Raw genomic sequence first — 25,879 nt, forward strand, 5'->3', positions numbered from 1 at the left:
GGCAGTGCTAGTTTCGGCGGGTGAGCGGGCGTGACATGTATGGCGGCGATATCTTCTCCGGACATTCGCGAGCGAAGAGGCCAGCGGTGCCGACAGTGTCGGCAGAACGCGACCTCGTAGTGGAGGATGCGGCGAGCGGATTCTGCGGCGCCGTTGTCGGATTCGATCGCAGCTACGACGGCGAGTTCGTCAAACTGGAGGACGCGCACGGTGCGGTGCGGTTGTTCGCATTGCGCGAGGCCGCGTTCCTGATCGACGGTGAGCCGGTGACACTGGTCCGCCCCAAAGCCGCGGCGCCCAAGAAGCAAACCCGGTCGGCATCGGGCTCGACGCGAGTGCAGGGACTGCGCGCCCAGGTCGCCAAGACCAGCCGGATCTGGGTGGAGGGTGTGCACGACGCCGCATTGGTGGAGCGGGTCTGGGGGCACGATCTGCGGGTCGAGGGCGTGGTGGTCGAACATCTCGAGGGTTTGGACAATCTGGCCGAGCGGCTGACCGAATTCGCGCCGGGGCCGGGTCGGCGGGTCGGTGTGCTGGTCGACCATCTGGTGACCGGTTCGAAGGAAACCCAGCTGACCACCGGCCTCGGTAAGTATGTGCTGGTCACCGGGCATCCCTATATCGATGTCTGGCAGGCCGTGCGCCCGGCGGCGGTCGGCATCGCGGCATGGCCGCAGGTACCGCGCGGTGAGGACTGGAAGACCGGCATCTGCCGCCGCCTCGGCTGGGGCACCCCACAGCAGGGGTGGCGGCGGGTCTACAACGCCGTCGAATCCTTCCGCGATCTGGAAGCCCCCCTGATCGGCGCGGTGGAGCGGCTCATCGACTTCGTCACCGAGCCGGAATAACCGGAGCGGCAAGATCAATTCCGGGTCCAACCGCTGAAACCATGTCCCACTACGCGGAATTCGATCCCGGTCGGCGTAACTGTGAAGCGGCGGCGGCCGGTCCGGTATTGCAGGTACTCGCGGTACCGGTAGACCGATAGATGCGCGCAGCTCACCGGGGTATCCGGCATGCTGCCCCCGAGTCGCAACCCTCCTTTATGCTCGATAATTATGTGCTCTCCTAGTGCCACGCTGACGGTGTGGGCTGGCTCATGGCTGGCCGGTCGCAGCGCGCCCGATGACATTCTGGAGGCGTTGTACGCCTGGGCGCCGCGGCACACGATCGCCGCGGGCGACCCGATCACCGGCGGTCGCGACGACCTGCCCTGGTCCTCTCGCGACAATCTGTCCGGCACCGGAGTCATGGCGCTGCTCAAGGTAATTCGCGAGGCGATGGCCCAGCCCAGTGCGCAACTGCGACTGGTGCTGCCGGTGCCCGGCGATGTGCGCGGTCTGCCGACCGGAACGGCCTTCGCCGCCGATGCCATCGAGGCGGGCGAGGGCATGCTCTTCGGTGTGCCCGGCAGCGACGGCACCGGACTGATCCCGCAGTGGGCCGATGACGACACCCTGCAGTGGACCGTCTACAGCACGCCGATCCCCGCCACGCCCGGATCGGATATGTCGCTCGGCGAGGCCGAGTACACCATGCGCGAGGCGGTGCGCGATGCCGCCGACGCCCTGATGCGACTGCACACCACCGCCGTCGGCGCGGCCGCGGACACCGACCCCCGCGAACTCATCGAGGCCGAACTCGCGGACTACTCCCGCCACGACTATCCGGATTCGATCCCGTTGCGCGCCAGGCGAATCCTCGACAGCGCCGACCACGTCGCCGCCATCCTCACTGTCGCCCAACGCGAACCGGCCTCCTCCCCCACCTCCGCCACCGCCGTCGGCGCCCAGGAAGACCTGCTACGCCCACTGTGGGACGCGATCCGCGCGGCGCGGTTGGTGGCGGTACACGCCGCGGCCCGAGGCAGTTCATAGGCGCGGCATTCGGCGCACGAGACAGCCACTGGTCCCCGAAGCCGCGAGATCACCGGCGTCCTCTGGTTGAATGGGCCGACAGATCGACTGAATCATCCGGGAGGCGGCATGTTCCGCATACGTCGCATTGCCGCGGCTCTGACCACCGCAGTCCTCATCGGTCTCGGCGTGCCAGCCGTTCCCGCCACGGCGATCGTGGGCGGCGATACCACCGAGGCGAGCGCCTACCCGTGGCTCGCCGCCGTCGGCTCCCCGTTGTTCTTCCCCCGACCGTCCGGACAGTTCTGCGGCGGTGCGCTCATCGCGCCGGATCGGGTGGTGACAGCCGCGCACTGCGTCGAGTTGGCCCGGCTGCTACCCCAGGCGATCACCGTCACCCTCGGGCGCACCGACCTGCGCTCGCACGATGGAGTCATCGTGGGGGTCAAGGAGATTCGCATTCACCCGGATTTCCGGGAGAGCGATTTCGACGGCGAGACCGCACACCACAGTGATCTCGCGATCCTCGTCCTCGACGAGCCGAGACCGGGGCCTTTCCTGGAAATTGCTGCGCCACAGCATGATCCGCGCGCAAACGGCGACACCGGCACCATCGTGGGTTGGGGCGCGACCAGCGAGACCGACACCTCGAATACGCACCTGCGATCGGCCACCGTCCCTATCGTCTCCAACGCCACGTGCGTCGCCGCCTACGGCTCCGCCTTCGACCCCGCCGATATGTTCTGCGCCGGATCCACCGCCGCCGATACCGCTGAATACGACAGCGGCGCCCCACTTCTCGCCTCGGGCCGCCTGCTCGGCCTCACCTCCTGGGGCAAGGGCAGCGCCCGCCCAGGGTTTCCCGGCGTCTACGCCTACGTCACCACCGTGAGCTTCTGACCAGCACGGAACGTCGCGACAAGGGGGATGAAATGCGATCGACGATGGTGTCAGCCGATGACGGAACCCTGCTGCACGTCGGTGTCACCGGACACGGTCCCGATGTCGTGGTCCTATCCGGCGGACCGGGCTGTGTCCACTACCTCGAGGATGACGGGCTGGCACCTCGCGAAATGCGGGCATGGTACCCGGAGCCAAGGGGCGTCGGAAGCTCCGAAGGTGGGCCACACGACCTCGACCGGGCAGTCGCCGATATCGAAGCGGTGCGATGCGCCGCAGGCATCGACAGCTGGGTGGTGCTCGGCCACTCCTGGGGCTCGGACCTGGCGGTGCGCTACGCGCTGGATCATCCCGACCGCGTCGGATCCGTGGTCGGCGTGGCCGGGCACGGATTACACAAGGACCGCACCTGGTCCCAGGCATACGAGGCCTCGCGGCATCTGGAAGCCGATATCGAGATCGATTGGGAACCAGACGTTCACGCCGCACTGAGCGCGTCGTTCGTGCAATGGATTCACGAGCCCGACCTGCTCCGCCGACTGGCCGACTGCACCGTGGCCATGACATTCATCGCCCCGCAGCACGACATCCGCCCGTCGTGGCCCCTGCGGCAACTCGCAGCCTTGATCCCGAACGGCAGATTCGAAGAACTACCCGGAGTCGCCCACAACCTATGGGCGACCGATCCATACATCTGGGTCGACCTCGTGACCAGAACCTGCCGCGCGCACACTTGATCACCGACTCAGGGTGAAAGGAGCGTTTGCTCCGTGCCGAGTGCCGATCATCGGTTCGAGCAATGCTGGCGCCACTGAAAGACCATCGCGCCGTCGACCGGACCGGCGCGAGGTGCGTCGCCGACACGGACGCCAATCGGGTGCTGCGCGGGCAATTGCCCGGCAACCGGGATCGCGGGGTGTTCGAATCCTTGCGGCGACATGGCGGCCCCGTCGTATACTCACGTCATGGCGGGTGAACCGTCTTCCACGGAATCCCTCGCGGCGCCAGTTCTAGTGGTGCAGACGAGGGAGCGCGTCTACCGGCTACGCGCTGGTGACGTCTACAACGTCGGTCGCGATCCGGCCGCCGACGTTGTGGTGAACGATCCGCGCGTATCTTCGATCCACGCAGTTCTGGAGCTGGGTGCCGACGGCTGGGAAATCGAGGATGTCGGCAGCCGCAACGGCACCTTTTTCGGCGGGCGCCGGGTCAACCGGATGGTGATCGACCACGACGAGACATTCCGGCTCGGGCACTCTGTGGACGGGGAACAGCTGGCCTGCTCGCCGGAGGCGCCGCCGGGCGGCGAGTCCGATCGCGATACCGGTGGCGAAACGCTGATCGTCCCCGGCCGTAGCCTCGCCGAGGAAGCGACGGTCACGCAGTTCCCGTCGAGCATGCCCCGGCGAGCTTCGCGATCGTCGCGGACGATGCGGCCCCCCAGCGAGGTCGTCCGGATCACATCCGACAAGCTTCGGATCGGACGTGCCGCCGACAACGACGTAGTCGTGCCCGACCTCCTGCTCTCCCGCCATCACGCCGAACTGCAAAGGACCAGCGACGGCCGGTACCGGATCATCGACCTCGACAGTCACAATGGCACCTACGTCAACGGCTCTCGGGTCGACGCCGCGGATCTCTCCGAATCCGACTTGATCGGCATGGGGCACACCACCTTCCGGCTCGTCGGCGACGAGCTGCGCGAGTTCGTCGACACCGGTGACGTATCGGTCTCGGTGCAGAACCTCATCGTGCGGACGCCTGAGGGCAAGGTGATCCTCGACGGGGTGAGCTTCCCCATCCCGCAGCGCTCGCTGGTGGGGGTCATCGGCCCCAGCGGAGCGGGCAAGTCGACGCTGCTCGGCGCGATCACCGGATTGCGGCCCGCGACGGAGGGCACGGTCCGCTACGACGGACGCGACCTGTACACCGATTACGACGAACTCCGGCACCGGATCGGGCTGGTCCCGCAGGAGGACATCCTGCACAACCAGCTTCCGACGCGGCGTGCGCTGCTCTACGCGGCCGAACTGCGCTTCCCCGGTGACACCCGCAGCGAGGAGCGCGAGCAGCGGGTCGACGAGGTCCTCGACGAGCTCGGCTTGGCGCGGCACGCCGATACCCGCATTGATCGGCTCTCGGGCGGGCAGCGCAAACGTGTGAGCGTCGCGCTGGAGTTGCTGACCAAACCGTCCCTGCTGTTTCTCGACGAACCGACCTCCGGCCTCGATCCAGGCCTGGACAAAACGGTCATGGAAATGCTGGCCGAACTGGCACACGACGGGCGGACCGTCATCGTCGTCACGCACAGCGTGGCGAATCTCGATTCCTGCGACCGGCTGCTGGTCTTGGTGCCCGGCGGTCGACTGGCCTATTACGGACCGCCCACGGAGGGGCTGCTGGAGTTCGCACAGCGCAGCTGGGCTGAGGTGTTCCAGGCCTTCGATCGCGAGCACGAGCGCGACTGGGCCGGCGAGTTCCGGACGTCGCCACGCTTCGAGAACTACGTGGCGGTCGGGCTGACCGACGATATCGGCCCAGCGGAAGTACACCCACCGGCGCCGCCGCCCGCGCAGCAGTCCAAACTCGCCCAGCTCAGCACCCTGTGCCGCCGATATCTGGCGGTGATCGCCTCGGACCGAAGCTATTTGGCTCTGCTCGGCGTGATGCCCGTACTGCTCGGTGGCTTGATCGCCGCAGTGCCGTCGGGCCAGGGATTCGCCGGGGCGCCGGGATCCAATATCGATGCCGCGACCAAGCTCATGATTCTGGCATTCGGCGCATGCTTCGTCGGCACCGGAAACTCGATTCGCGAGATCGTCAAGGAACAGACGATCTATCGCAGAGAACGCGCGGCAGGCCTGTCACCAGGGGTCTACCTGATGTCGAAACTGCTGGTCCTGGGCGTGATCACCGCCCTGCAGTCGGCGGTATTGGTGCTGATCGGCACCATCGGGGTGGATATGCCCCCCAAGGGGCTCTTCACGTCGGTCGAGCTGGAGTTGATCCTGGCGATGGCGCTGCTCGGCATCGCATCGCTGGCATTGGGCTTGCTGGTGTCGGTGTCGGTGGACACCTCGGAGAAGACACTGCCGCTGCTGATCGTGCTGTCGATGGCACAACTGGTACTCACCGGCGGGCTGGTGCGACTCCCCGGCACACCCGTCCTGGAGCAACTGGCGTACATAGCACCGGCCCGTTGGGGGTTCGGTGCCGGAGCCGCCACCGTCGACCTCGACACCCTCTCACCGCATGAGGGCGCGGCCGACCCGCTGTGGAAACACACCATCGGCACGTGGCTGCTCGACATGGGAGTCGTCGCCGGGCTGGGGGCCGTCTTCATCGCGCTGGCCTGGTACCGCCTGTACCAGCTGCGTCCACGGCGCCGCGGTGCCCGCCGCGCGATCTGACGCCCAGGACGTCCGCCGCAGAAGCTGGGCTAGGTTGCCGTGGCGGGACGATGGGGCGGGGTGCAGCAGCCGACCGCACAGGGTGCACCGTTTACGGTGCAGCCATAGCCCGGGATGTCGCCGAGGCGGCGCGGCGAACTGTCGGCCAGGTGTTCGTTGATCAATTCGACGACCAACCGGGCGAAGCGGGGATCGGTGCCGGGGGTGGCGGCCCTGGCGAACGCCATACCCAGTTCCTCGGCCTTTTCCCTGGCTTCGTTGTCCAGATCCCAGATGACCTCGAGGTGATCGGAGACGAACCCGACCGGGCAGACCACGACCGCATCCACCCCCTTGCCGGACAGTTCCTCGAGATGATCGACGATATCCGGATCGAGCCACGGGATCTGCGGTGGACCGGAGCGGGACTGCCACACCAGGTCATAATCGGTGAATCCCGTTGCGGCGGCGCACAATCGGGCGGCCTCGGCAACCTGGCGGCTGTACAGGCGGCCACCATCGGCAGGCGGCCCCGCGGAAATATCGGCCGATACCGGAATCGAGTGCGCGGTGAACACCAGTCGAGCGCCGTCCCGGCGCTGCACGGGCAGGGCATCCACCGCGGCACGAATGGCGGCGGCGAATGCCTCGATCAACAGCGGATGGTCGAAGTATTGCCGCAACTTCACCAGTTCCGGCGCATCCGGCCCGAAGGCCGCCCGCGCCCTGCTGATGTCCTCGTCGTACTGTAGACAGCCGGAGTACCCGCCCCACGCCGAGGTCGGGAAGACCAATGCCGACCGCACACCGTCGGCGGCCATCCGCGCGACGGTCTCCTCGACCATCGGGTTCCAGTTGCGGTTGCCGAAATAGACCGGCAATTCGATTCCGGAACCGGCCAATTCGCGCTGCACCGCGGCAATGATGTCGCGGTTGAGCGCATTGATCGGCGAGACACCCCCGAAGTGCAGGTAATGCTGCGCGACCTCTGCCAAGCGTTCGCGCGGCACGCCCCGCCCCCGGGTGACGTTCTCCAGGAACGGCATGACGTCCTCGGGACGCTCAGGGCCGCCGAACGACAGCAGCAGCAGGGCGTCGGCGGCCCGAACCACGGTGTCTCCCTTCGAAATACGTCAGTTGATCGACATGTTCTCCGGGAACCAGGTGTTGTGGCTGGCTCCGCCGTCGACGTAGATGATCGAACCGGTGGTAGCGGGCAGCCAGTCCGAGAGCAGCGTGACGATCGACTTCGCGACCACGGTCGGGTCGTCGACATCCCAGCCGATCGGCGAGGCACCGTCCCAGTAGGTGTTGAGCTGGTTCAGCTTGGCCGCATCATCGGTCGCCGTGCCCGCGATGGCCTTGGCCGCGAGGGTCTTGATCGGTCCGGCGGCGATCAGATTCGAGCGAATCCGCTTGGCGGTACCGACCTCGCGCGCCACATAGCGGTTCACCGACTCCAGCGCGGCCTTGGCCACACCCATCCAGTTGTAGAACGGCATCGCGGTGCGCGGATCGAAGTCCATGCCGACAATCGAACCGCCCTCGTTCATGACCGGCAGCACGGCGCGCGCCAGCGAGGCGTAGCTCCAAGCCGAGATCTCGAAGGCCTTGGCCGCATCCGGGCCGGGACCGTCCAGGAACGGACGCGCCTCCGGACCCATCAGCGTGCGCGGCGCAAAGGCGATCGAGTGCAGCACGCCATCGACGCCCTCGGGCGCGAGCTCGCGCACCTTATCGGCCAGCGCGCCGAGATCGTCCTCGCTGGTGACATCGAGCGGGATGGCCGGACCGACCTCTTGCGGCAGCCGCTTGGCGATCCGATCGATCAGCCGCAGCCGCTCCGGAATACCGGTGATCAGCACCTTCGCGCCCTGCTCCTGCGCGACCGCGGCCGCGTGGAACGCGATCGAGGAATCGGTGATGATGCCGGTGATCAGTACGGTCTTGCCTTCGAGCAATCCGCCCATGGGTTTTCGGTTCTCCTGTGGTCGAAGTTCGTGGGGTTGCGCGACCGCCGAGGCGGCGCATCGTTTTCGGGTCGGCTCAGTGGCCCATGCCCATGCCGCCGTCGACCGGGATCACCGCGCCGGATACATAGCGCGAATCCTCGGAGGCGAGGAAGCTGACCACGGCCGCGACATCTTCGGGCTCGCCGAGACGCTGCAACGGAATGAATTTCTTCGCCATCTCGCGCAGATCGTCGGGCAGCTCGGCGGTCATATCGGTCTCGATGAAGCCGGGCGCGACGACATTGGCGGTGATCGAGCGCGAACCGAGTTCACGGGTGACCGAGCGAGCCAGACCGATAACACCGGCCTTGGATGCGGCGTAGTTGATCTGTCCAGCTTGACCGGCGAGGCCGACCACGGAGCCGAGGAAGATCATCCGACCCCAACGCGCCCGCAGCATGGCTCGGTTCGCGCGCTTGGCGCAGCGGAACGCGCCGGTCAGGTTCGCATCGATGACCTTGGTGAACTGCTCCTCGGTCATCCGCATCAGCAGGGTGTCGTCGGTGATGCCCGCATTGGCGACCAACACCTCGACCGGCCCCTGATGCTGCTCCACCTCGGTGAAGGCGGCATCGACCGAGTCACTGTCCGTCACATCGCATTTCACACCGAACAGACCGTCCGGAACCCCCGACCCGCGATGCGTGACGGCCACCTTGTGCCCATCGGCCAGCAGACGCTGCGCGACCGCGAGGCCGATGCCGCGATTACCGCCGGTCACCAGGACCGACCGGGATGTGATGTTCGACATGAAGACCAACCTATCTGTTCGGGTTCGTGCGCCACGCCCCGGCCACATGCAGTGCGCTATGCGGCGCCGGGCGCGTCGCGACGGCGGACATTGACGACTACGGCAGGCGTTGACGATAGAGCAAGCCGGTAACCACACCGGCAGCGACGAGCAACATGCCCAGCAAAAGCCATGGTCGACTGGCATCGCCCCTGGTCATCTCGAAGCCGATCTGCTCTTCGAGGGTGTCATAGACAGCGGTCAACTCGGTCAGGCTGGACGCGGTATAGAAGTCACCGCCGGAGAGTTTGGCGATCTCGCGCAGCGCATCGTCGTCGACAGGCACCTTGACGCGCTGAGCGCCCTTACCGTCCTGGTCCGGGATCTCCACCGTGCCCCACGAGGTGCCGAACGAAATCGTTGACACCGGAACGCCTTTGTTCTTCGCCAGGCGGGCCGCGGTGAAACCGTGCCGTGGATTGTCGACATCCTTATCGTCGGGCACGGTCTGCTTACCGTCCGACATCAGCACGATGCGTGCAGGCGGCGGCGTTTCCGCACCGCCGAGCACCGTGGCAATGGTGTCGATCGACTGCAGCGCGGTGAGAATGCCCTCACCGGTTGCGGTGCGCTCGGCGAGTTTGATGTTGTCGATAGCCGCCTTGACGGCCTCGCGATTCGTCGTCGGCGGCACCATGACCGAGGCGGTGCCCGCGAAGGTGACGAAGCCGAGATTGATACCGGGCGGCAGTCCGTCGACGAATTCCTTACCCGCCTTCTGCGCCACCTTCAGCCGCGACGGCGGCACATCGGTGGCCTCCATGGACAGCGAAACGTCCATTACCAGAACGACTGTCGCGCGATTGCGCGGTACCTTCTTGACCGCGGTCGGCCCCGCGGCCGCGATGGTGAGGAAGACCAGACCGATCAGCATCAGCGCTATCGGCACATGCCGGATCGGACTCGGCCGCGACGGGGCGACCTTCTCCAGCAGTTCCATATTGCTGAACTGCAGCATGTGCCGGTGGCGACTGCGCTGTACGAGGATATAGCCCAGCGCGATCAGCACGACGACGGCGAGGAAGCCCAACCAGATCAGCGCGGTGAAATGCGAAATACTCACTGGCGCGGCGCCCGTCCGCTCGGGGCGCCGAATGCGTGGCGCCGGGTGGACACGAACCGGACCACATCCGAGATCCAGTCCCGATCGGTCTGCAGGGTGAGCACCGGTGCGCCGCAACTGCGCAGCGCCTGTTCGACCTGAACGCGATGGCGTTGGGCGGCGGCCGCGAAATCGGCGCGCAACGCAGGAGTCACGCTGAATTCCCGGGTGCGCCCGGTCTCCGGATCGTGCAGCACCACATCACCCACATCGGGCAGCGACAGATCGCGCGGATCGAGCACCTCCACCGCGAGCAGATCGTGGCGCGCGGAGATGGCGCGCAGTGAGCGCTGCCAGTTGATGTCACCGAGGAAGTCGCTGATGATCACCGCGAGTCCGCGCTTGCGCTGCGGGCGGCGCAGCGATTCGATCGCCTCGCGCAGATCGCCGCGCACACCGTCGCGGGCATGCGGCGTCGTCGCGATCTCGCGCAGCATCGACTGCGCGTGCACCCGGCCGCTGCGTGCGGGAATGCGCGTCAACTGCTCACCGGTCGCGACGACCGCGCCGATCCGATTGCCACCGCCACTGGTCAGGTGGGTGATCGCCGCTGCGGCCGCGATCGCCAGATCGCGCTTCTGGCACAGTGCGGTGCCGAAGTCGAGGCTGGCCGACAGGTCGACCACCATCCAGGTCTCCAGTTCCCGGTCCGCGATCATCTGCCGGACATGCGGATGGGTGGTGCGGGCGGTGACCGACCAATCCATCTGCCGCACGTCGTCGCCCGGCTGGTAGGTCCTGGCCTCGCCCGGTTCCGAGCCAGGGCCCGGGATGAGTCCGAGATGATCGCCGTGCAGCACACCGTCGAGCCTGCGGCGCACGGTCAATTCCAGCGTTTTCAGCGCCGCCGTCAGTTTCGGATCGGACAGTTCACCCGATCGGAAGGACGGCGGTGCGTGGGATGACATCGGCACTGGTGGAACCGGATCCGATGCTGAGGTCACTTCGGCTGGTTATTGCTGGCGGCCGGGGACATCTGCGCCACCGACGGCTGCGGCACCGCATCCTGAGGTGCGGGCGGCTGCGGAACCGGGGAGCCGTGCGGCCCCATCGCGGGCGGAGCGGCCGGAGCCGGTGCGGCCGCGGCGCCCGGTGCGACCGCCTGCGGCGCGACCTGCGGCAGGCCGACCGTCTGCAGCACCCGCTTGATCACATCGTCCGGGCTGATCTCGTCGGCGAGTGCGTCGTAGGACAGCACCAGACGATGGCGCAGCACATCCGGAATCACCTCGACGACATCCTGCGGCACCACATAGTCGCGGCCACGGATCAGCGCGACGGCGCGGGCGGCGGCGATGATGCCGAGGCTGGCGCGCGGCGAGGCGCCGTAGGCGATCCAGCTCGCCACATCCTGCATGCCGAAGTCGGCGGGCTTGCGGGTCGCCGCGATCACCCGGACCACGTAGTCGACCAGCGCGTGGTGCACGAAGGTATTCGCGGCCACCTGCTGCAGCCGGATCAGCTCGACGGGTTCCAGGATCGGCTTGGCCTCCGGCGGGGTGACACCCATCCGGTAGATGATCTCGCGCTCTTCCTCCACCGACGGGTAGTCGACGACGACCTTGAACAGGAAGCGGTCGCGCTGCGCCTCTGGCAGCGGGTACACGCCCTCGCTCTCGATCGGGTTCTGCGTCGCCATGACAAGGAACGGATCGGGCATCGGGTACGTCTTGCCACCGATCGACACATGCCGCTCGGCCATCACTTCCAGCAGCGCGGACTGCACCTTCGCGGGCGCGCGGTTGATCTCGTCGGCGAGGACGAAGTTCGCCACGACCGGACCGAGTTCGGTATCGAATTCCTCGCGGCCCTGGCGGTAGATCCGGGTACCGATGAGATCGGTCGGCACCAGGTCGGGGGTGAACTGGACGCGGGAGAACGAACCGCCGACCACCCTGGCGAAGGTCTCCACCGCAAGGGTTTTGGCGATACCCGGCACACCCTCGAGTAGTACGTGGCCGCGCGCCAGCACCCCGACGAGCAGCCGTTCGACGAGCCGATCCTGACCCACGATTACGCGCTTGACCTCGTATATCGCCTTTTCCAGGGTCTGGACGTCACGCTCCAGGGTGCTGGATGCGGGAGCAGCGGCCGCTTTCGCCAAATTTGCCCCGCTCACACCGTCCGTCGAAGTCACCAACATCCCCGCTTTCGCTTTGGTCCTGTGCGTGCTGCCACAACTATTCCAGGTGATGGCCGCATACGCCGCAACCGGACCCGAGATCACGGCAAATCAACAGATTCGCGCGTCGGGTTCGCGGCGTACGGCCCCAGCCTAGGGATCAGGTGACGATCCGCACCGCGTACGGCATGATGCCGCCCTCACGCACCGGAGACACCCGCACGACCTCGCCGGATTGCGGCGCCTCGACCATCTTGCCGTTGCCGAGGTAGAGCGCGACGTGTTCGCTGCCGTTCGGCCCCCAGAACAGCATGTCGCCGCGGGTGCGCTGGCCGACGGGCACCCGGGTGCCCGCGTTGTACTGATAGCCGCTGTAGTGCGGCAATGACACGCCGATTCCGGCGAAGGCGTAGATCATCAGACCCGAGCAGTCGAAGCCGACCTTGTCGTAATCGCCGTAGCTGTCGGCAACGCCGCCGTCGTGGATCCCGAGGGTCGGTCCGTCCTCATCGCCGCCGCCCCAGGCGTAGTCGACGCCGAGCTGCGATATGGCGCGATCGACAACGGTTTCGACGGCCGCGGAGCCGCCGATGGATGGCATGTTCGGCCCGGTCGCCCGCGGCCGGGTCTTGCGCGGTGGCGGCGAATCGTCCAGCTGGACGTGTGGTCGCCTCCCCTCACCCGCATGCGCTGCGCGCTCCATCGCGGCCTGATCCTGCGCGGCCCGCGCGGCGGCAGCCGCGGCGGCCGCGCGCACGGCGGCCTCCTCGGCCTTGCGCTGCTCGTCCCAGGCCAGATAGGCCTCGCGTTGTCCTTGCAGCCCGGCCACATTCGCGCGCGCGACATCCAAACGTCCCTGTGCCGATGTGCGCTCGCGTAGTAGGCCCGCTCGCTGTGCGGCCTGCTGATTCTGTTCGGCCTGCACCGCGGCGACCGCTTGCTCGGCGTCGGCCTTCTTCTGCTCGGCCGCTGCGGCGGCCGCGTCGGCGACCAACTTCGCTTGCCGCGCAATGGAATTCCTATTGCCCTGATCGATCTGAGCGCGGCGCAACGAGTCCAGTACCGACTGCTGGTTCTTCGACACCAGGGTGAATATCTGAGCGCGGCCGAGCGCGAGGTCCGGATTCGCCGAGGACAGATAGGTGACCACCGAGGTCGCCGCCGGCCGGCTGTAGGCCTGCACCGCGAATTGGTCGAAGTTGCGGCGGGCCTGTTCGACCTGGGCTCCGGCATCGACGAGTTCGCGCTGGGTATCCACGACCGCGGCGGCGGCCACATCGGCGGCATCGCGCGCGTCCTGCAGATCGACGAGGGCCTTATTGACCGCTTCGCGTCTCTGGGCGACCACGGCGTCTAGTTCCTGCAGCTTCTGATCCGCGGCGGCAACCTGGTTGATCAGCGCGCCGACCTCGCTCACTCCGGCATCGACCTGCGCTCCGGCATCGGCGATCTGGCCGTCGCTCGGGTTGGGTGGGGCCGGCGGCACCGCGGCAACGGGTCCGGCCGTGACGAATAGCGCCGCGGTGACCAGCAACCCCAGAGCGACCCACAGTGGACGCTGAGAACCGGCTACGCCGACGTTGCGCATCGCACCTCCCAAAGGACCCGATTCGGCTTAACCTCACGAGCCCCCTGCGAACCATCCCGCTCAGTGGTTGACAGATAGCTCTCTCAACACTCTTTCCCCATCAGGATCATTCGAACCGTACGACACATCCTTCACCAATGTAACTCCAGCAACAGAAATACAGCCGCGAAATTTACCCATTGCCGCAAGATAGCCAGACGGGCATGAGGACTTGGTCGGGAAAAACACACCGACCGTCAGGAAAAGTTGCTGAACGGAAACCCGTTATGAAGTGGAGCCCAGGTCGTCGTCGCGCCCCAGAACCCCTACCGGCACAGACTCCCCGGCAGCCCGGCGAGACTTGATCCAATAGAGTCCGCCGACCAAGACCGCAGTACCGACCAGCAACACACTGGTGATCGCGGTCCAGGAGAACGTCTCCGGCCGCTCCAACCGATCAACGAAAAGCTGCGCCGCCTGCGCCGATTGCCCCTGCGTGCTCTTGGAAAAGTCCTCGGCCCGTTCCAGCTTCACCCGGCTGATCGAATCGCTATAGGTGCCGACCCAATCGTCGCTGAACACCACCACGGTTCCGTGCTCGGTCTTGCCGATCTCGGTGGCCAGGTCACGTAGATTGGAGTCGTGGCCGGGATTGCCGGGAATCACCACGATGCTGAGCTCGATGCCATGGGCCCGAGCGTCGGCAACAACCGCCTCGAGTGCGTCCTGATCCTTACCCTTCGGGGTGGCGATGCGGTTGTCGACCACATCCTCTTTGATCTGAACCAAGGTCTTGTCGTCGATACCAGGCGGCAGTTCGGCGCGCATGGGGGTAAGAACCGAGGTGTACGAGACGGTCATCTTCCATCCGGTCTGTCGAGCCGCATCGGGACGCGAGGCGACGGGCATACAACACTGCGGGATCAACCGGTACCTGCCCACCGGTCGTCCCGACCAACTCGCCACAGTACGCGACGGAGTGTCGCAGCACCTTCGGACGGCGCGCCGAACGGCACCCGCGCGTTTCACAGGACAAGCGTACTGTTAGGCTCGAAGGCGCGAGGAGCCAGTACGTTCCAGCGCTGGAGCCATCCAAAGACGTAACCGTAGCGACCGCTTTCGGGTCGCTCGGAAAGACCGGCCATCGGCACAGCCCCGCCGATGGCCACCCTCACAGACGAGTGGAGCTGACGTGACGACAAGTATCGATACTTTCGGCGCCAAGGGCACCCTCGAGGTCGGAAGCAACTCCTACGAGATCTTCCGTCTCTCGGCCGTGCCGGGCACCGAGAAACTCCCCTACGCACTGAAGGTCCTCGCGGAGAATCTGCTCCGCACCGAGGACGGCGCCAACATCACCGCCGATCACATCCGCGCGATCGCGAGCTGGGATCCGTCGGCTCAGCCGAACACCGAGATCCAGTTCACCCCGGCGCGGGTGATCATGCAGGACTTCACCGGTGTGCCCTGCATCGTCGACCTGGCCACCATGCGTGAGGCCGTCGCCACCCTCGGCGGCGACCCGGACAAGGTCAACCCGCTCGCCCCCGCCGAAATGGTCATCGACCACTCCGTCATCATCGACGTATTCGGCCGTGCGGACGCCTTCGAGCGCAATGTCGACATCGAATACCAGCGCAACGGTGAGCGCTACCAGTTCCTGCGTTGGGGCCAAACGGCTTTCGACGATTTCAAGGTCGTTCCGCCGAGCACCGGCATCGTGCACCAGGTCAATATCGAGCACCTGGCCCGCGTCGTCATGGTCCGCAACGGCCAGGCCTACCCGGACACCTGTGTCGGCACCGACTCGCACACCACCATGGTCAACGGCCTCGGCGTATTGGGTTGGGGCGTCGGCGGTATCGAGGCCGAGGCGGCCATGCTGGGCCAGCCGGTCTCCATGCTCATCCCGCGCGTCGTCGGCTTCAAGCTGACCGGTGAGATCAAGCCGGGTGTGACCGCCACCGACGTCGTGCTCACCGTCACCGATATGCTGCGCAAGCACGGTGTGGTCGGCAAGTTCGTCGAGTTCTACGGCAAGGGCGTCTCCGAGGTGCCGTTGGCCAACCGCGCCACCCTGGGCAATATGAGCCCCGAATTCGGTTCCACCGCAGCGATCTTCCCGATCGACGAGGTGACCGTCGACTACCTGAAGCTGACCGGCCGCTCCGATGAGCAGGTCGCGCTGGTCGAGGCCTACGCCAAGGAGCAGGGCCTGTGGCACGACGCCGATAACGAGCCCGCCTACTCGGAGTACCTGGAGCTGGACCTGAGCACCGTGGTGCCGTCCATCGCCGGTCCGAAGCGTCCGCAGGACCGAATCCTGTTGTCGGAGAGCAAGACCGCCTTCCGCAAGGACATCCACAATTACACCGATGACGCGGAGAGCGGTCCGGCCGCCGTGACGCCGCACACCCACCTGGACGAGGCCATCGAGGAGTCCTTCCCGGCCAGCGATCCGGCAGTGCTCTCCTTCGCCGAAGACGACGCCGTGCTGCCCTCGGCCGCGAACGGCGCGGTTGGCCGCCCGTCCAAGCCGGTCAAGGTCGCCACCGAGGAGTACGGCGACTTCGTGCTGGACCACGGCGCGGTCGTGGTCGCCTCGATCACCTCCTGCACCAACACCTCCAACCCGTCGGTCATGCTGGGCGCGGCCCTGCTGGCCCGCAACGCGGTGGAGAAGGGCCTGACCCGCAAGCCGTGGGTGAAGACCTCGATGGCCCCGGGCTCGCAGGTCGTCAACGGCTACTACGAAAAGGCCGGCCTGTGGCCGTACCTGGACAAGCTGGGCTTCAACCTGGTCGCGTTCGGTTGCGCCACCTGCATCGGCAACACCGGTCCGCTGCCGGAGGAGATCTCCAAGGCGGTCAACGACAACGATCTGAGCGTCACCGCGGTGCTTTCCGGCAACCGCAACTTCGAGGGCCGCATCTCCCCCGACGTGAAGATGAACTACCTGGCTTCCCCGCCGCTGGTCATCGCCTACGCGCTCGCGGGCACCATGGACTTCGACTTCGAGAACGACGCGCTCGGCACGGACACCAACGGCAACGAGGTGTTCCTGAAGGACATCTGGCCCTCGCCGCAGGAAATCCAGGACACCATCGACCGGGTCATCTCCCGCGATATGTTCCTCGAGGACTACAAGGACGTCTTCAAGGGTGACGAGCGCTGGCGTTCGCTGCCGACCCCGGAGGGCAAGACCTTCGAGTGGGCCGAGGAGTCGACCTACGTCCGCAAGCCTCCGTACTTCGAGGGCATGCCGCAGACGCCGGAGCCGGTCACCGATATCAAGGGCGCGCGTGTGCTCGCGCTGCTGGGCGATTCGGTCACCACCGACCACATCTCCCCCGCTGGCAACATCAAGCCGGGCACCCCGGCCGCGCAGTACCTGGAAGCCAACGGCGTCGAGCGCAAGGACTACAACTCCTACGGCTCGCGTCGCGGTAACCACGAGGTGATGATCCGCGGCACCTTCGCCAACATCCGGCTGCGCAACCAGCTGCTCGACGATGTCTCGGGCGGGTACACCCGCGACTTCACCCAGGACGGTGGCCCGCAGGCGTTCATCTACGACGCCTCGCAGAACTACCAGGCCGCGGGCATCCCGCTGGTCGTGCTGGGCGGCAAGGAGTACGGCTCGGGTTCCTCGCGTGACTGGGCCGCCAAGGGCACCTCGCTGCTCGGCGTGAAGGCCGTCATCACCGAGTCCTTCGAGCGCATCCACCGCTCGAACCTCATCGGTATGGGCGTCATCCCGCTGCAGTTCCCGGCCGGTGAGTCGGCCGCGTCGCTGAAGCTGGACGGCACCGAGACCTTCGATATCGAAGGCATCACCAAGCTGAACGAGGGTGTGACTCCGAAGACCATGAAGGTCACCGCCACCAAGGAGAACGGTGATGTGGTCACCTTCGACGCGGTGGTCCGGATCGACACCCCCGGTGAGGCCGACTACTACCGCAACGGTGGCATCCTGCAGTACGTGCTGCGCAATATGATTCGCGGCTGATCGACTGTGCTGTAGTGGGTCCGCGCACCGCCATCGTGCGGTGCGCGGACCTCTTCACATTGCTTGCCCGCTTCGCTCGGAGGAGCCCGCCAGATGCCCAAGGTCAGTGACGATCACCTCGCCGCCCGGCGTAGTCAGATACTCGACGGGGCGCGGGCCTGTTTCGCCGAATACGGGTACGACGGCGCCACCGTGCGCCGCCTGGAGGAAGCCATCGGCCTGTCCCGTGGCGCGATCTTCCATCACTTCCGGGATAAGGACGCCCTGTTCCTCGCACTGGCACAGGAAGATGCCAATCGCATGGCCGATGTCGCGGCCAATCAGGGCCTAGTGCAGGTCATGCGCGACATGCTGGCCCATCCCGAGCAATTCAATTGGCTCGGAACGCGTTTGGAGATCGCGCGCCGGCTGCGCACCGATCCGGAGTTCCGCGCGGGCTGGTCGCAGCGCTCGGCCGAGCTGACCGCCGCGACCCTCGCCCGGCTCGAACGGCGCAAGGCCGCTGGCGCCCTACGCGACGATGTACCCACCGACGTCCTGCTCGGCTATCTGGACCTGGTACTCGACGGGCTCATCGCCCGCATCGCGTCCGGGCATACCAACGAAAACCTTTCCGCGGTACTGGATCTGGTCGAAGCCTCAGTGCGCCGCAAGGACTGAGTCAGCCGCAGCATCCGCCGCGCGGACCGTCCGGCGGCGGCGCGGAATTCACCTGTTCCGCGGCCGTTTCGACCTTGCGCAGGATGCGGTCGCGGTCTTCGGGCGCCAGGTACTGTCCCCGGCACACCACGGCATGGATGCGCCGGGTATTACCGATCGATACGAGCGGATCACCGTCCAGCACAACCAGATCCGCGAATTTTCCGGGCTCGACGGTGCCGCTGAGGTGTGCCATGCCCAGGCATCGCGCGGCGTCGCGGGTCGCCGCCTGCAATGTCCGCATCGGCGAAAGACCGGCCTGCACCAGCAGTTCCAGCTCCTCGTGCAGCGCGAAACCGGGAAAGACGAACGGGTTGCCCGCATCGGTGCCCGCCACGATGCCGACACCGGCCTCGTACATTGTCGCGAGCAGACGTAGGCGGGCCGCATAGTTCCGCTGCAACACCGCACTCTGCTCGACCGGCAGTGCTGCGGCCTGGCCCTGCCACATCTGCTGGAAGTAGGCGGGCAGATAGCGCAGTCGCTCGTCATTGGGATCGCCCGGCGGTCGACCGGTCATCAGACGCTGCTGGACCACCAAAGTCGGTGACTGCCAGCAATTGTGCCGGATCATCTGATCGATCAGGGCCGCCGCTCGTTCGGGGCTGTGCGTTTCCGCGGCGGCCTGTTCGAGTCGAATCCGGTTCGCCCGCCACCCATCCGGATCAGCTTCGATCTCCGCGTACAGTTCGTCCGCGCGCGACGACGTGGACAGCAGCATCCCGTACATATGCTCGATCGTGTACTGACCGAGATCGACCGCCTCCTGGACCGGGATCAGGTTGGGCACATGTCCGGCAAAGCGCAGCCCGATCTTGTTCGCCTCATCCGCGATGGCCGTGAGGGCTGCACGTGACAGCAGCGAGTAGACCTTGATGAAGTCCGCGCCGCCCTGCGCGGCTCGCCGTACCGCGGCTCTGGCCTCGGTACCGGTGGACACCACCTCGGAGCCCGGCCAGATACCGGGCGGGCCGTCGATGATATTGCTCGCGATCACGATCCGCGGACCGAACGCCTGTCCCAGTTCGATGCGCCTGCGCAGGTCGTGGGTTTGCGGGTCACCCCACATCTCGCGAACCCCGGTGACGCCGTTGACCACATGCAGCGGCGGAAAGAACTGCTCCGCCGACGTCACGTGGGTATGCATATCCCACAGCCCCGGAATCACGAACTTGCCCGTCAGATCCACCAACCGCACCTGCGGCGGCAACGGCAGGTCCGCGAACCCGCCCACAGCCACGATCCGGTCCCCCGCGAGCACAATGGTCGTATCCGGGCGCGGCGCCGCACCGGTCCCGTCGATCAGCGTGGCACCGGACAACACCGAAATCGGCTCGGCCGCACCCGGATCCGCACCGGCGGGCGCACCGCCGACCACACCACTCGCAATAGCCCCGGCAGCTGCGCCGGCCAGCACCCCGAGAAACTCGGCCCGACTGATCTCCCGCACTACGACTCCTCCCTGATACCCGGACCGATGCTACGACACAGCCCGCCGATCGATACGCATGATGCGTTGGCAGGCAAAGCCTTTCGAGCATCGGACCGACACCGAAGGTCTGCCTACCCGACGGTAGCCGATAATTCGGCCGGTTTCGGCGCTCATCGAGCCGAACCTGTCCTCGTCGCCGGCACCTGGTATCGATGCGCACCGGATCAGCGCGGGCAAGTGCGACCGATTCCAGGACTGACGGCAGCCGCCGCGCACGACGACACCGGGGACTGCGAATGTCTCGCGAAATGCGGAATCTCGACAATAATCGTTGGCATGGACCTGAACGGAGCACGCGTACTGATCACCGGCGCGACCGGTGGAATCGGGGTCGCGATCGCCGCCGCGGTGGCCGCACGGGGCGCGAGTGTGGTGTTGTCCGGACGCCGAGCCGAGGAACTCGACAAGGTCGCGACCCGGTTCGGCGCACGGGCGGTGGTCGCGGACCTCGCCGTGCCCGGCGGTGCCGAGAAGCTGGTCGAGGAGGCCGGTGACCTCGATGTCGTCATAGCCAATGCCGCCCTGCCCGGGTCGGGCGATCTGCTCGACTTTTCGCTGCCGGAGATCGATCGCGCGCTGGAGGTCAATCTGCGCGCCCCGATCGTGCTGGCCCGCCTCGCCGGTGCGCGAATGGCCGAGCGCGGCAAGGGCCACCTGGTGTTCATCAACTCCCTGTCCGGCAAGGCCGCATCCGGTAAGGCAGCGATGTACAACGCGACAAAATTCGGACTTCGCGGCTTCGCCCTGGCCTTGCGTGCCGATATGCAAGAGCGCGGCGTCGGCGTCTCGTCGATTTACCCCGGATTCGTCAGGGACGCGGGTATGTTCGCCAAATCCGGCGCGGCACTACCACCGGGCGTCGGCACCCGAAGCCCGGAAGACGTCGCCAACGCCGTGGTCCGAGCCATCGAACGGAATATCGCCGAAACAGACGTAGCCCCGCTGCCGGTCCGCCTGGGCGCAAGCTTCGCGCTGATCGCCCCCAATCTCGCGAACCGTGTCCAGAGCCTACTCGGCGCCGACAAGGTCATAACCGAACTAGCCGCCGGTCAACGCGACATGCGCTGAGTCCTACAACAGCATGCGCCGCGGCTTCGACGCCGGATATCCCGCCCGCCGCATCGAATGACGAACAACCCGTTCGCTCGCCATACAGCACCGAACACGCCGCGACACCCGATTGGGGCGCCGCGGCGTTCTTTGCGCGCGGGCAACCCGGCCGCCTGAGGTCAGTGGTGGGACAGGCGGCTGAAGACGACACTGGCGCCGGCGAATCCGAGGAGACCGAGGACGACGCACCAGAGGATGGCCAGCGGGGCGTGGTGTCCGGTGCCGGTGGAGTTGAGGAGGCCGCGCACCGTTTCGATGATGGGGGTGGCGGGCTGGTAGTCGGCGAAGCCGCGCAGCCAGTGCGGCATGGTGGTGGTTTGGACGAAGGCGCTGCTGATGTACGGGATGAACATGATGGCGTAGGTGAGGCCGCCCGCGGCTTCCGGGTTCTTGGCGATCAGACCCAGGGCAACCGCGATCCAGGAGATGGCCGTCACGAACAGGGTGATCACCGCGAGGGCCGCCAGCCAGCCGAGTAGACCCGCCTGCGGACGGTAGCCGAGCGCGAGCGCCACCGAAACCGCGATCGTAATGGCCGCGAGATTGCGCAGCACCCCCTCTGCGACATGCCCGGCCAGGACGGCCTGCCGGAACATCGGCAAGGTGCGGAACCGGTCGATACTGCCCCTTGTCATATCGGTCGACACGGCGGTGGCGGTGATCGATGAACCGAAACCCGTGCACAGCAACATGATTCCGGGCACGACGTAGTCCAGGTAGGGGCCGCCGACATCGATGGCCCCGCCGAAGACATAGGTGAACAGCAGCATCACCAGAATCGGCATGAGCAGCGAAATGATCAGGGTGTCGCGGCTGCGCAGCGTATGCCGGACGCAGCGGCGGAACATGACGAGGGTGTCGGCGAAGACGTCGATCGTCACCGGGCGGCGGCCTCTACGATGTCCGCGGTGCGCGCGGCGGCGTCCTCGGTGCGCAGCGTCTTGGCGAATTCCGCTGCGCGGGTGCGGCGTTCGGGCGTCAACAGGGACGCGACCCCCTGCTCGAGCCGCGCCTCGGTGAGCCGGGTGAACGGCAGATGCGCACCGACACCGAGGTGCTCGACCTGCCCACCCCACATCGGCTGCTCGAACGATACCGAGCAGACGAGCGTCGGTAATCCGGCGCGCAGGCTCTCGAACAGCGTCCCGATACCACCGTGATGCACCGCGGCGGCACAGTGCGGAAAGACCAGGTCGTGTGCGAACGGACCGACGACCTTGACGTTCGGTCCTGCCTGCGCATCGGCGATATCCAGATCACTCCACCCCGCGCTCACCAGCGCGCGCACCCCCAGCCGAGCCGACACCTCCGACACCATCGCCAGCACCGCCGCGGTATCCCGGATCGGCATACTGCCGAAACCGAAGAACACCGGCGCCTCGCCTGACTCGATCCAGGACAGGATCCCCGCATGGTCGCCAGCTAATTCGCCGACGGCCTCGCGGGCGGCGTGATCGAGGGTCAGAAATCCGGTGAACGGCCTGCGCTCATCCCACTCCTGCGGCAGTCCCGGAACCAGCGCCGGATCGTAGATCTGTACCTCGGGGACGTGCGCGCGGGCCAGCACGGCAGCCGTACTCGCCCGCGATTTCGGCAGCCCGAGCGTCGCCCGCAGATCATTGAGGTAGCGCATGAACACCACGCGGCGCAGATTCTCCGCGATCGTCCAGGTCGCCCGATTCACGGCGGCGGGCGGATTCCAGTGCGTCGGCAGCGCACCGGGAAACGGATATGCGCCATTGCTGCGGCATGGGAAGTAATGCAGGCTGACCAGCGGAACACCCATCGCCTCGGCGACCGAACTGGCCCGATCCTCGGTGACGGTACTGGCCACGATCAGGTCGGCCCCCGCGCAGACATCGATGACCTCGCGATTCATCTGCTGGGCGTAATCGGCCATCTGACGGGCCACCAATTGCATCAGCCGCAGTGTATTTCCGGCCGCGAGTGCCCGCTGTCCGGCATCCGAACTGTAGAGCTGCTGCACATCGGGTCCGCAGGCGACGGCGGCGAGGCCGGTGGCCGTGGCGAATTCGACAAGGTTCGGCGGCGCCCCGAGCAACACGTCGTGGCCGCGGCGGCGCAACTCCAGTCCCAGCGCTACGACCGGCTGGACATCTCCACGAGTTCCGGTGAGCGGAATCGCTATTTTCAAGGCGGCTCTTTCGGGTATTGGGCACCTGACCCGACTCCGAGCGGATAGTCCACAGAACTATGGGCTCTCGACGTGGGGCATGTATCAGTACAGTGCCATTGTGCACATCGCGATGTTCATGGACTACCACCCGACCACGCTGGGCGGGATCCAGACCGCGGTCGACTCACTGTGCCGCGGACTCGAACGCGCGGGGCACCGCGTAACCCTCTTCGTCGCGCCGCTGTCGGGGGCGCACGCGGACCCTGATGTGGTCGAGCTGCGCGCCGTGGGCGGTCTCGAGGTCAACGGTTTCCCAGTTGTGCTGCCGAGCAAGCACAATGCCGCACTGATCGACGCCGCCTTCGCCGCGCGCGGCCCGATCGACCTGGTGCACACCCACACCACCTACGGTGTCGCCATCGCGGGCATGAAGGCGGCGCGGCGACACCGGATTCCGCTGATCCATACCGCCCAGAGTCGCGATGACGCCTTCATCGAGAACACCTCGCCCGCACCGTATCCGGCGGCCCTGGCGCTGCGCGCACTGCACGGCCGGTTCGTACCGCATCGCCAGCACATGCCGCACCGCGCCGAAAGCCGAGCGGCCCGCCATGCCTGGTGGACCATCGTCGGGCAAGCGCAGGCGGCCGATCGGGTGATCGCGCCGACGCAGCACTTCGCCGATCTATTGCTCGCGCACGGTCTGACCCGTCCGATTCGGGTGGTATCCAACGGTGTGAACGATGACCTGATCAAAAGCGCCAGCGGCGCAAAGGTTTCCGATCGCGCGCCGGACGCGCCGTTGCGGCTCATCTGGTGCGGGCGGTTGTCCGCCGAGAAGCGGCTGCTCGAATCGATCGACGCCGTGCGGCTCATCGATGACTGCACCCTCGATATCTACGGTGACGGTGACCTGCGCGCCGCGGCCGAGGCTGCTATTGCCGAATACCGGCTGGCGGACCGAATCCGTGTGCACGGCAGGGTCACTCAGGCCGAATGCCTCGCGGCCATGTCCAGCGGCGACGCACTGCTGTTTCCCTCACACGGTTTCGACACCCAGGGCATGGTCCTCTTGGAGGCGGTAGCGGTGGGCCTGCCGATCATCTACTGCGATCCCGATCTGGGCGAATCGGTGCCGACCGGTGGTGGCGTGTGTACCGCCGATCCGTCGGCTGCCGCGATGGCCGATACCATCGCGAAGCTCAACGCTGATCGCACCGCATTCGACCACATGCGCGAGGTCCTTGCCGCACACAGCGACTCGGTGCGGCAATCACAGCAGACCGGGACGGTGCTCGAAATCTATCGCCGGGCCCGCGAAGAGTCCGCGCGGAGTCCAGAATTGGTCATGCCACAATCTCTTTCAGAGGTCCCGACTGCGCCCGGCGCGCTACCACTGGTGGGACACAGCCTGCGGGCGCTGCGCGACGCGCCCGGATTCGTCACCTCATTGGCCGACCTCGGGCCGATCGTGCGTATCCACTTCGGCCAGAAGACCGGATATCTGCTCACCACACCGGATCTCGTGCGCGAGGTCGGACTCGGCGATGCCGAACTCAATCGCGATGACCTGCGTGAGGCGATCAAGGACGTCGCGGGTGGATCGGTGAACGTCCTGCGCGGCGACGAACACAAACTGCGGCGCCGGATGATCGCACCCGCGCTGCGGCAGAGCCGCCTCGCCGAATATACGGGGTCGGCGGCCGATATCGCCGAAACCTGGTCGGCGGGACTGCCTTCGGATGGGCGCGTGAATCTGATGGACGAGGCCCATGGCCTGATCCTCGACACTGTCTCTTCGACACTGTTCACGGCCGATTTCAGCGATGACGCACGCCGGGAGATCCGGGACAGTGTGCCGTGGCTGCTCAGTCAGGTCATCCTGCGCACCGCGCTACCGCCGCAGGTGCGCCGCATGCGGCTCATCGCGAACTGGCGCTGGCGCAGGAAGGCACATCACCTGCGCGCCGCCATCGGCGACGTGATCGCCGAATACCGCCGCCGCGATGAGGATTTCAACGATGTGGTGTCAGCGCTGATCCGACATACCGACAGCGAGACCGGTGCGAAACTGTCCGATGAGCACATTATCGACGAGGCGATTCTCATGCTGGCCGGAGGCGTCGGCTCGATGGCATCGCTGACGGGCTGGCTCTGGCACGAGGTCATGCGCCGCCCACACATCGCCGAGCGGCTGTACGCCGAACTCGACGCTGCGGTCGGGTCGGGCCCGGTCCGGCCCGAACATCTCGGCGCACTTCCCTATCTGAAACAGGTTGTGGCGGAGACGCTTCGCTTCTGGGGCCCATGGATCAGCGCGGGCACCGCCGACGGCGATGTCACCATCGGCGGACTGACCATTCCGGACGGTACGGCAATCATGTTCAGCCCCTATCTGGTTCAGCACGACAAGCGGTACTTCACCGATCCGGAATCCTTCGACCCGGACCGCTGGTCGCCCGAGCGCGCCGCCGATATCGATAAGAAGGCCAACCTGTCCTTCGGCGTCGGCCGTCGCCGCTGCCTGGGCGACCATTTCGCCACGATCGAAATCGGCCTGGCCGCCGCGGCCCTGCTGGCTCGCTGGCGGCCGATCCCCGACCCGCGCTATGTGGTGCGCGCATCGAATCGGGACTTCGTCCTGTCACCGTCGGCACTGCCGGTCACCCTTCGTCCACGTTGACCACTTGCTTG

The 25,879-nt window shown here is 66.5% G+C and carries 20 protein-coding genes; 9 read left to right on the forward strand and 11 right to left on the reverse strand.

Annotation, left to right across the window (positions count from 1 at the left end; genetic code table 11):
* Nucleotides 1-20 precede the first annotated feature (20 nt).
* From ACWEO2_RS23620 to ACWEO2_RS23640, 5 genes are all read left to right on the forward strand, one after another.
* The gene (locus ACWEO2_RS23620; protein WP_452407287.1) at nucleotides 21-848 is read left to right on the forward strand and encodes a DUF3097 domain-containing protein; all 828 of its coding nucleotides are present in this window, start codon (nucleotides 21-23) and stop codon (nucleotides 846-848) included.
* 210 nt (nucleotides 849-1,058) lie between these two features.
* Entirely contained in the window at nucleotides 1,059-1,877 is an 819-nt protein-coding gene (locus ACWEO2_RS23625) for a hypothetical protein (RefSeq protein WP_452407288.1), read from the forward strand.
* A gap of 108 nt (nucleotides 1,878-1,985) precedes the next feature.
* Nucleotides 1,986-2,756 (forward strand): S1 family peptidase, encoded by a 771-nt coding sequence (locus tag ACWEO2_RS23630; RefSeq protein ID WP_452407289.1) that lies wholly within the window; start codon nucleotides 1,986-1,988, stop codon nucleotides 2,754-2,756.
* Nucleotides 2,757-2,788: 32 nt separating this feature from the next.
* Nucleotides 2,789-3,493: an alpha/beta fold hydrolase gene (locus ACWEO2_RS23635; RefSeq protein WP_452407290.1), complete on the forward strand. Its 705-nt coding sequence runs from the start codon at nucleotides 2,789-2,791 to the stop codon at nucleotides 3,491-3,493.
* Between the two features lie 228 nt (nucleotides 3,494-3,721).
* A complete protein-coding gene (locus ACWEO2_RS23640; RefSeq protein ID WP_452407291.1) occupies nucleotides 3,722-6,166 on the forward strand; it encodes an FHA domain-containing protein in 2,445 nt (814 codons plus the stop codon).
* Between the two features lie 29 nt (nucleotides 6,167-6,195).
* Here the strand turns inward: ACWEO2_RS23640 and ACWEO2_RS23645 are convergent, their stop codons facing one another.
* The 8 genes from ACWEO2_RS23645 to ACWEO2_RS23680 form a co-directional block, all read right to left on the reverse strand.
* The gene (locus tag ACWEO2_RS23645) at nucleotides 6,196-7,257 is read right to left on the reverse strand and encodes a ferrochelatase (protein WP_452407292.1); all 1,062 of its coding nucleotides are present in this window, start codon (nucleotides 7,255-7,257) and stop codon (nucleotides 6,196-6,198) included.
* A 21-nt stretch (nucleotides 7,258-7,278) separates the two neighbouring features.
* Nucleotides 7,279-8,115 (reverse strand): NADH-dependent enoyl-ACP reductase InhA, encoded by an 837-nt coding sequence (inhA, locus tag ACWEO2_RS23650; protein WP_354957252.1) that lies wholly within the window; start codon nucleotides 8,113-8,115, stop codon nucleotides 7,279-7,281.
* A gap of 76 nt (nucleotides 8,116-8,191) precedes the next feature.
* On the reverse strand, nucleotides 8,192-8,908 hold the full coding sequence (gene fabG1, locus ACWEO2_RS23655) for a 3-oxoacyl-ACP reductase FabG1 (RefSeq protein WP_354957251.1): 717 nt from the start codon (nucleotides 8,906-8,908) through the stop codon (nucleotides 8,192-8,194).
* Between the two features lie 97 nt (nucleotides 8,909-9,005).
* Entirely contained in the window at nucleotides 9,006-10,010 is a 1,005-nt protein-coding gene (locus tag ACWEO2_RS23660; protein ID WP_452407293.1) for a VWA domain-containing protein, read from the reverse strand.
* Nucleotides 10,007-10,957: a DUF58 domain-containing protein gene (locus ACWEO2_RS23665; RefSeq protein WP_355186212.1), complete on the reverse strand. Its 951-nt coding sequence runs from the start codon at nucleotides 10,955-10,957 to the stop codon at nucleotides 10,007-10,009. Before ACWEO2_RS23665 ends, ACWEO2_RS23660 begins: the two co-directional genes overlap by 4 nt.
* A gap of 32 nt (nucleotides 10,958-10,989) precedes the next feature.
* Nucleotides 10,990-12,192: an AAA family ATPase gene (locus tag ACWEO2_RS23670; protein ID WP_452407294.1), complete on the reverse strand. Its 1,203-nt coding sequence runs from the start codon at nucleotides 12,190-12,192 to the stop codon at nucleotides 10,990-10,992.
* A 139-nt stretch (nucleotides 12,193-12,331) separates the two neighbouring features.
* A complete protein-coding gene (locus tag ACWEO2_RS23675; RefSeq protein ID WP_452407295.1) occupies nucleotides 12,332-13,759 on the reverse strand; it encodes an NlpC/P60 family protein in 1,428 nt (475 codons plus the stop codon).
* 264 nt (nucleotides 13,760-14,023) lie between these two features.
* Nucleotides 14,024-14,599, reverse strand: coding sequence for an Rv1476 family membrane protein (locus ACWEO2_RS23680; protein ID WP_452407296.1), 576 nt, complete (start codon nucleotides 14,597-14,599; stop codon nucleotides 14,024-14,026).
* Between the two features lie 331 nt (nucleotides 14,600-14,930).
* Here ACWEO2_RS23680 and ACWEO2_RS23685 point away from each other — a divergent pair, with 331 nt between their 5' ends.
* The gene (locus ACWEO2_RS23685) at nucleotides 14,931-17,747 is read left to right on the forward strand and encodes an aconitate hydratase (RefSeq protein WP_452407297.1); all 2,817 of its coding nucleotides are present in this window, start codon (nucleotides 14,931-14,933) and stop codon (nucleotides 17,745-17,747) included.
* Nucleotides 17,748-17,840: 93 nt separating this feature from the next.
* Nucleotides 17,841-18,407, forward strand: coding sequence for a TetR/AcrR family transcriptional regulator (locus ACWEO2_RS23690; RefSeq protein WP_354958395.1), 567 nt, complete (start codon nucleotides 17,841-17,843; stop codon nucleotides 18,405-18,407).
* A gap of 1 nt (nucleotide 18,408) precedes the next feature.
* Here ACWEO2_RS23690 and ACWEO2_RS23695 read toward each other — a convergent pair whose 3' ends face one another.
* Nucleotides 18,409-19,896, reverse strand: coding sequence for an amidohydrolase family protein (locus ACWEO2_RS23695; RefSeq protein ID WP_452407298.1), 1,488 nt, complete (start codon nucleotides 19,894-19,896; stop codon nucleotides 18,409-18,411).
* A gap of 318 nt (nucleotides 19,897-20,214) precedes the next feature.
* Here ACWEO2_RS23695 and ACWEO2_RS23700 point away from each other — a divergent pair, with 318 nt between their 5' ends.
* Nucleotides 20,215-21,006, forward strand: a complete 792-nt coding sequence (locus ACWEO2_RS23700; protein WP_452407299.1) for an SDR family NAD(P)-dependent oxidoreductase — start codon at nucleotides 20,215-20,217, stop codon at nucleotides 21,004-21,006.
* 161 nt (nucleotides 21,007-21,167) lie between these two features.
* On the opposite strand, the gene ACWEO2_RS23705 is transcribed toward ACWEO2_RS23700, so the two are convergent.
* Together ACWEO2_RS23705 and ACWEO2_RS23710 are read right to left on the reverse strand one after the other, a co-directional pair.
* A complete protein-coding gene (locus ACWEO2_RS23705) occupies nucleotides 21,168-21,929 on the reverse strand; it encodes an ABC transporter permease (RefSeq protein ID WP_355177911.1) in 762 nt (253 codons plus the stop codon).
* Nucleotides 21,926-23,203, reverse strand: coding sequence for a glycosyltransferase (locus ACWEO2_RS23710; RefSeq protein WP_452407300.1), 1,278 nt, complete (start codon nucleotides 23,201-23,203; stop codon nucleotides 21,926-21,928). The genes ACWEO2_RS23705 and ACWEO2_RS23710 overlap by 4 nt, the downstream gene beginning before the upstream one ends.
* 79 nt (nucleotides 23,204-23,282) lie before the next feature.
* On the opposite strand from ACWEO2_RS23710, the gene ACWEO2_RS23715 reads away from it, so the two are divergent.
* The gene (locus tag ACWEO2_RS23715; RefSeq protein WP_452407301.1) at nucleotides 23,283-25,868 is read left to right on the forward strand and encodes a cytochrome P450; all 2,586 of its coding nucleotides are present in this window, start codon (nucleotides 23,283-23,285) and stop codon (nucleotides 25,866-25,868) included.
* The last annotated feature ends 11 nt before the right edge of the window (nucleotides 25,869-25,879 follow it).

Source organism: Nocardia sp. NPDC004278, from assembly GCF_053602975.1.

What these genes read in the sequence shown, in the direction of transcription:
- ACWEO2_RS23625 (WP_452407288.1), top strand. Translation starts at nt 1,059, where the DNA reads ATGTGCTCTCCTAGTGCCACGCTGACGGTGTGGGCTGGCTCATGGCTG.
- ACWEO2_RS23690 (WP_354958395.1), top strand. Translation starts at nt 17,841, where the DNA reads ATGCCCAAGGTCAGTGACGATCACCTCGCCGCCCGGCGTAGTCAGATA.
- ACWEO2_RS23715 (WP_452407301.1), top strand. Translation starts at nt 23,283, where the DNA reads ATGTATCAGTACAGTGCCATTGTGCACATCGCGATGTTCATGGACTAC.
- ACWEO2_RS23640 (WP_452407291.1), top strand. Translation starts at nt 3,722, where the DNA reads ATGGCGGGTGAACCGTCTTCCACGGAATCCCTCGCGGCGCCAGTTCTA.
- fabG1 (WP_354957251.1), bottom strand. Translation starts at nt 8,908, where the DNA reads ATGTCGAACATCACATCCCGGTCGGTCCTGGTGACCGGCGGTAATCGC.
- ACWEO2_RS23665 (WP_355186212.1), bottom strand. Translation starts at nt 10,957, where the DNA reads ATGTCATCCCACGCACCGCCGTCCTTCCGATCGGGTGAACTGTCCGAT.
- ACWEO2_RS23700 (WP_452407299.1), top strand. Translation starts at nt 20,215, where the DNA reads ATGGACCTGAACGGAGCACGCGTACTGATCACCGGCGCGACCGGTGGA.
- ACWEO2_RS23680 (WP_452407296.1), bottom strand. Translation starts at nt 14,599, where the DNA reads ATGACCGTCTCGTACACCTCGGTTCTTACCCCCATGCGCGCCGAACTG.
- inhA (WP_354957252.1), bottom strand. Translation starts at nt 8,115, where the DNA reads ATGGGCGGATTGCTCGAAGGCAAGACCGTACTGATCACCGGCATCATC.
- ACWEO2_RS23630 (WP_452407289.1), top strand. Translation starts at nt 1,986, where the DNA reads ATGTTCCGCATACGTCGCATTGCCGCGGCTCTGACCACCGCAGTCCTC.
- ACWEO2_RS23675 (WP_452407295.1), bottom strand. Translation starts at nt 13,759, where the DNA reads ATGCGCAACGTCGGCGTAGCCGGTTCTCAGCGTCCACTGTGGGTCGCT.
- ACWEO2_RS23635 (WP_452407290.1), top strand. Translation starts at nt 2,789, where the DNA reads ATGCGATCGACGATGGTGTCAGCCGATGACGGAACCCTGCTGCACGTC.
- ACWEO2_RS23670 (WP_452407294.1), bottom strand. Translation starts at nt 12,192, where the DNA reads ATGTTGGTGACTTCGACGGACGGTGTGAGCGGGGCAAATTTGGCGAAA.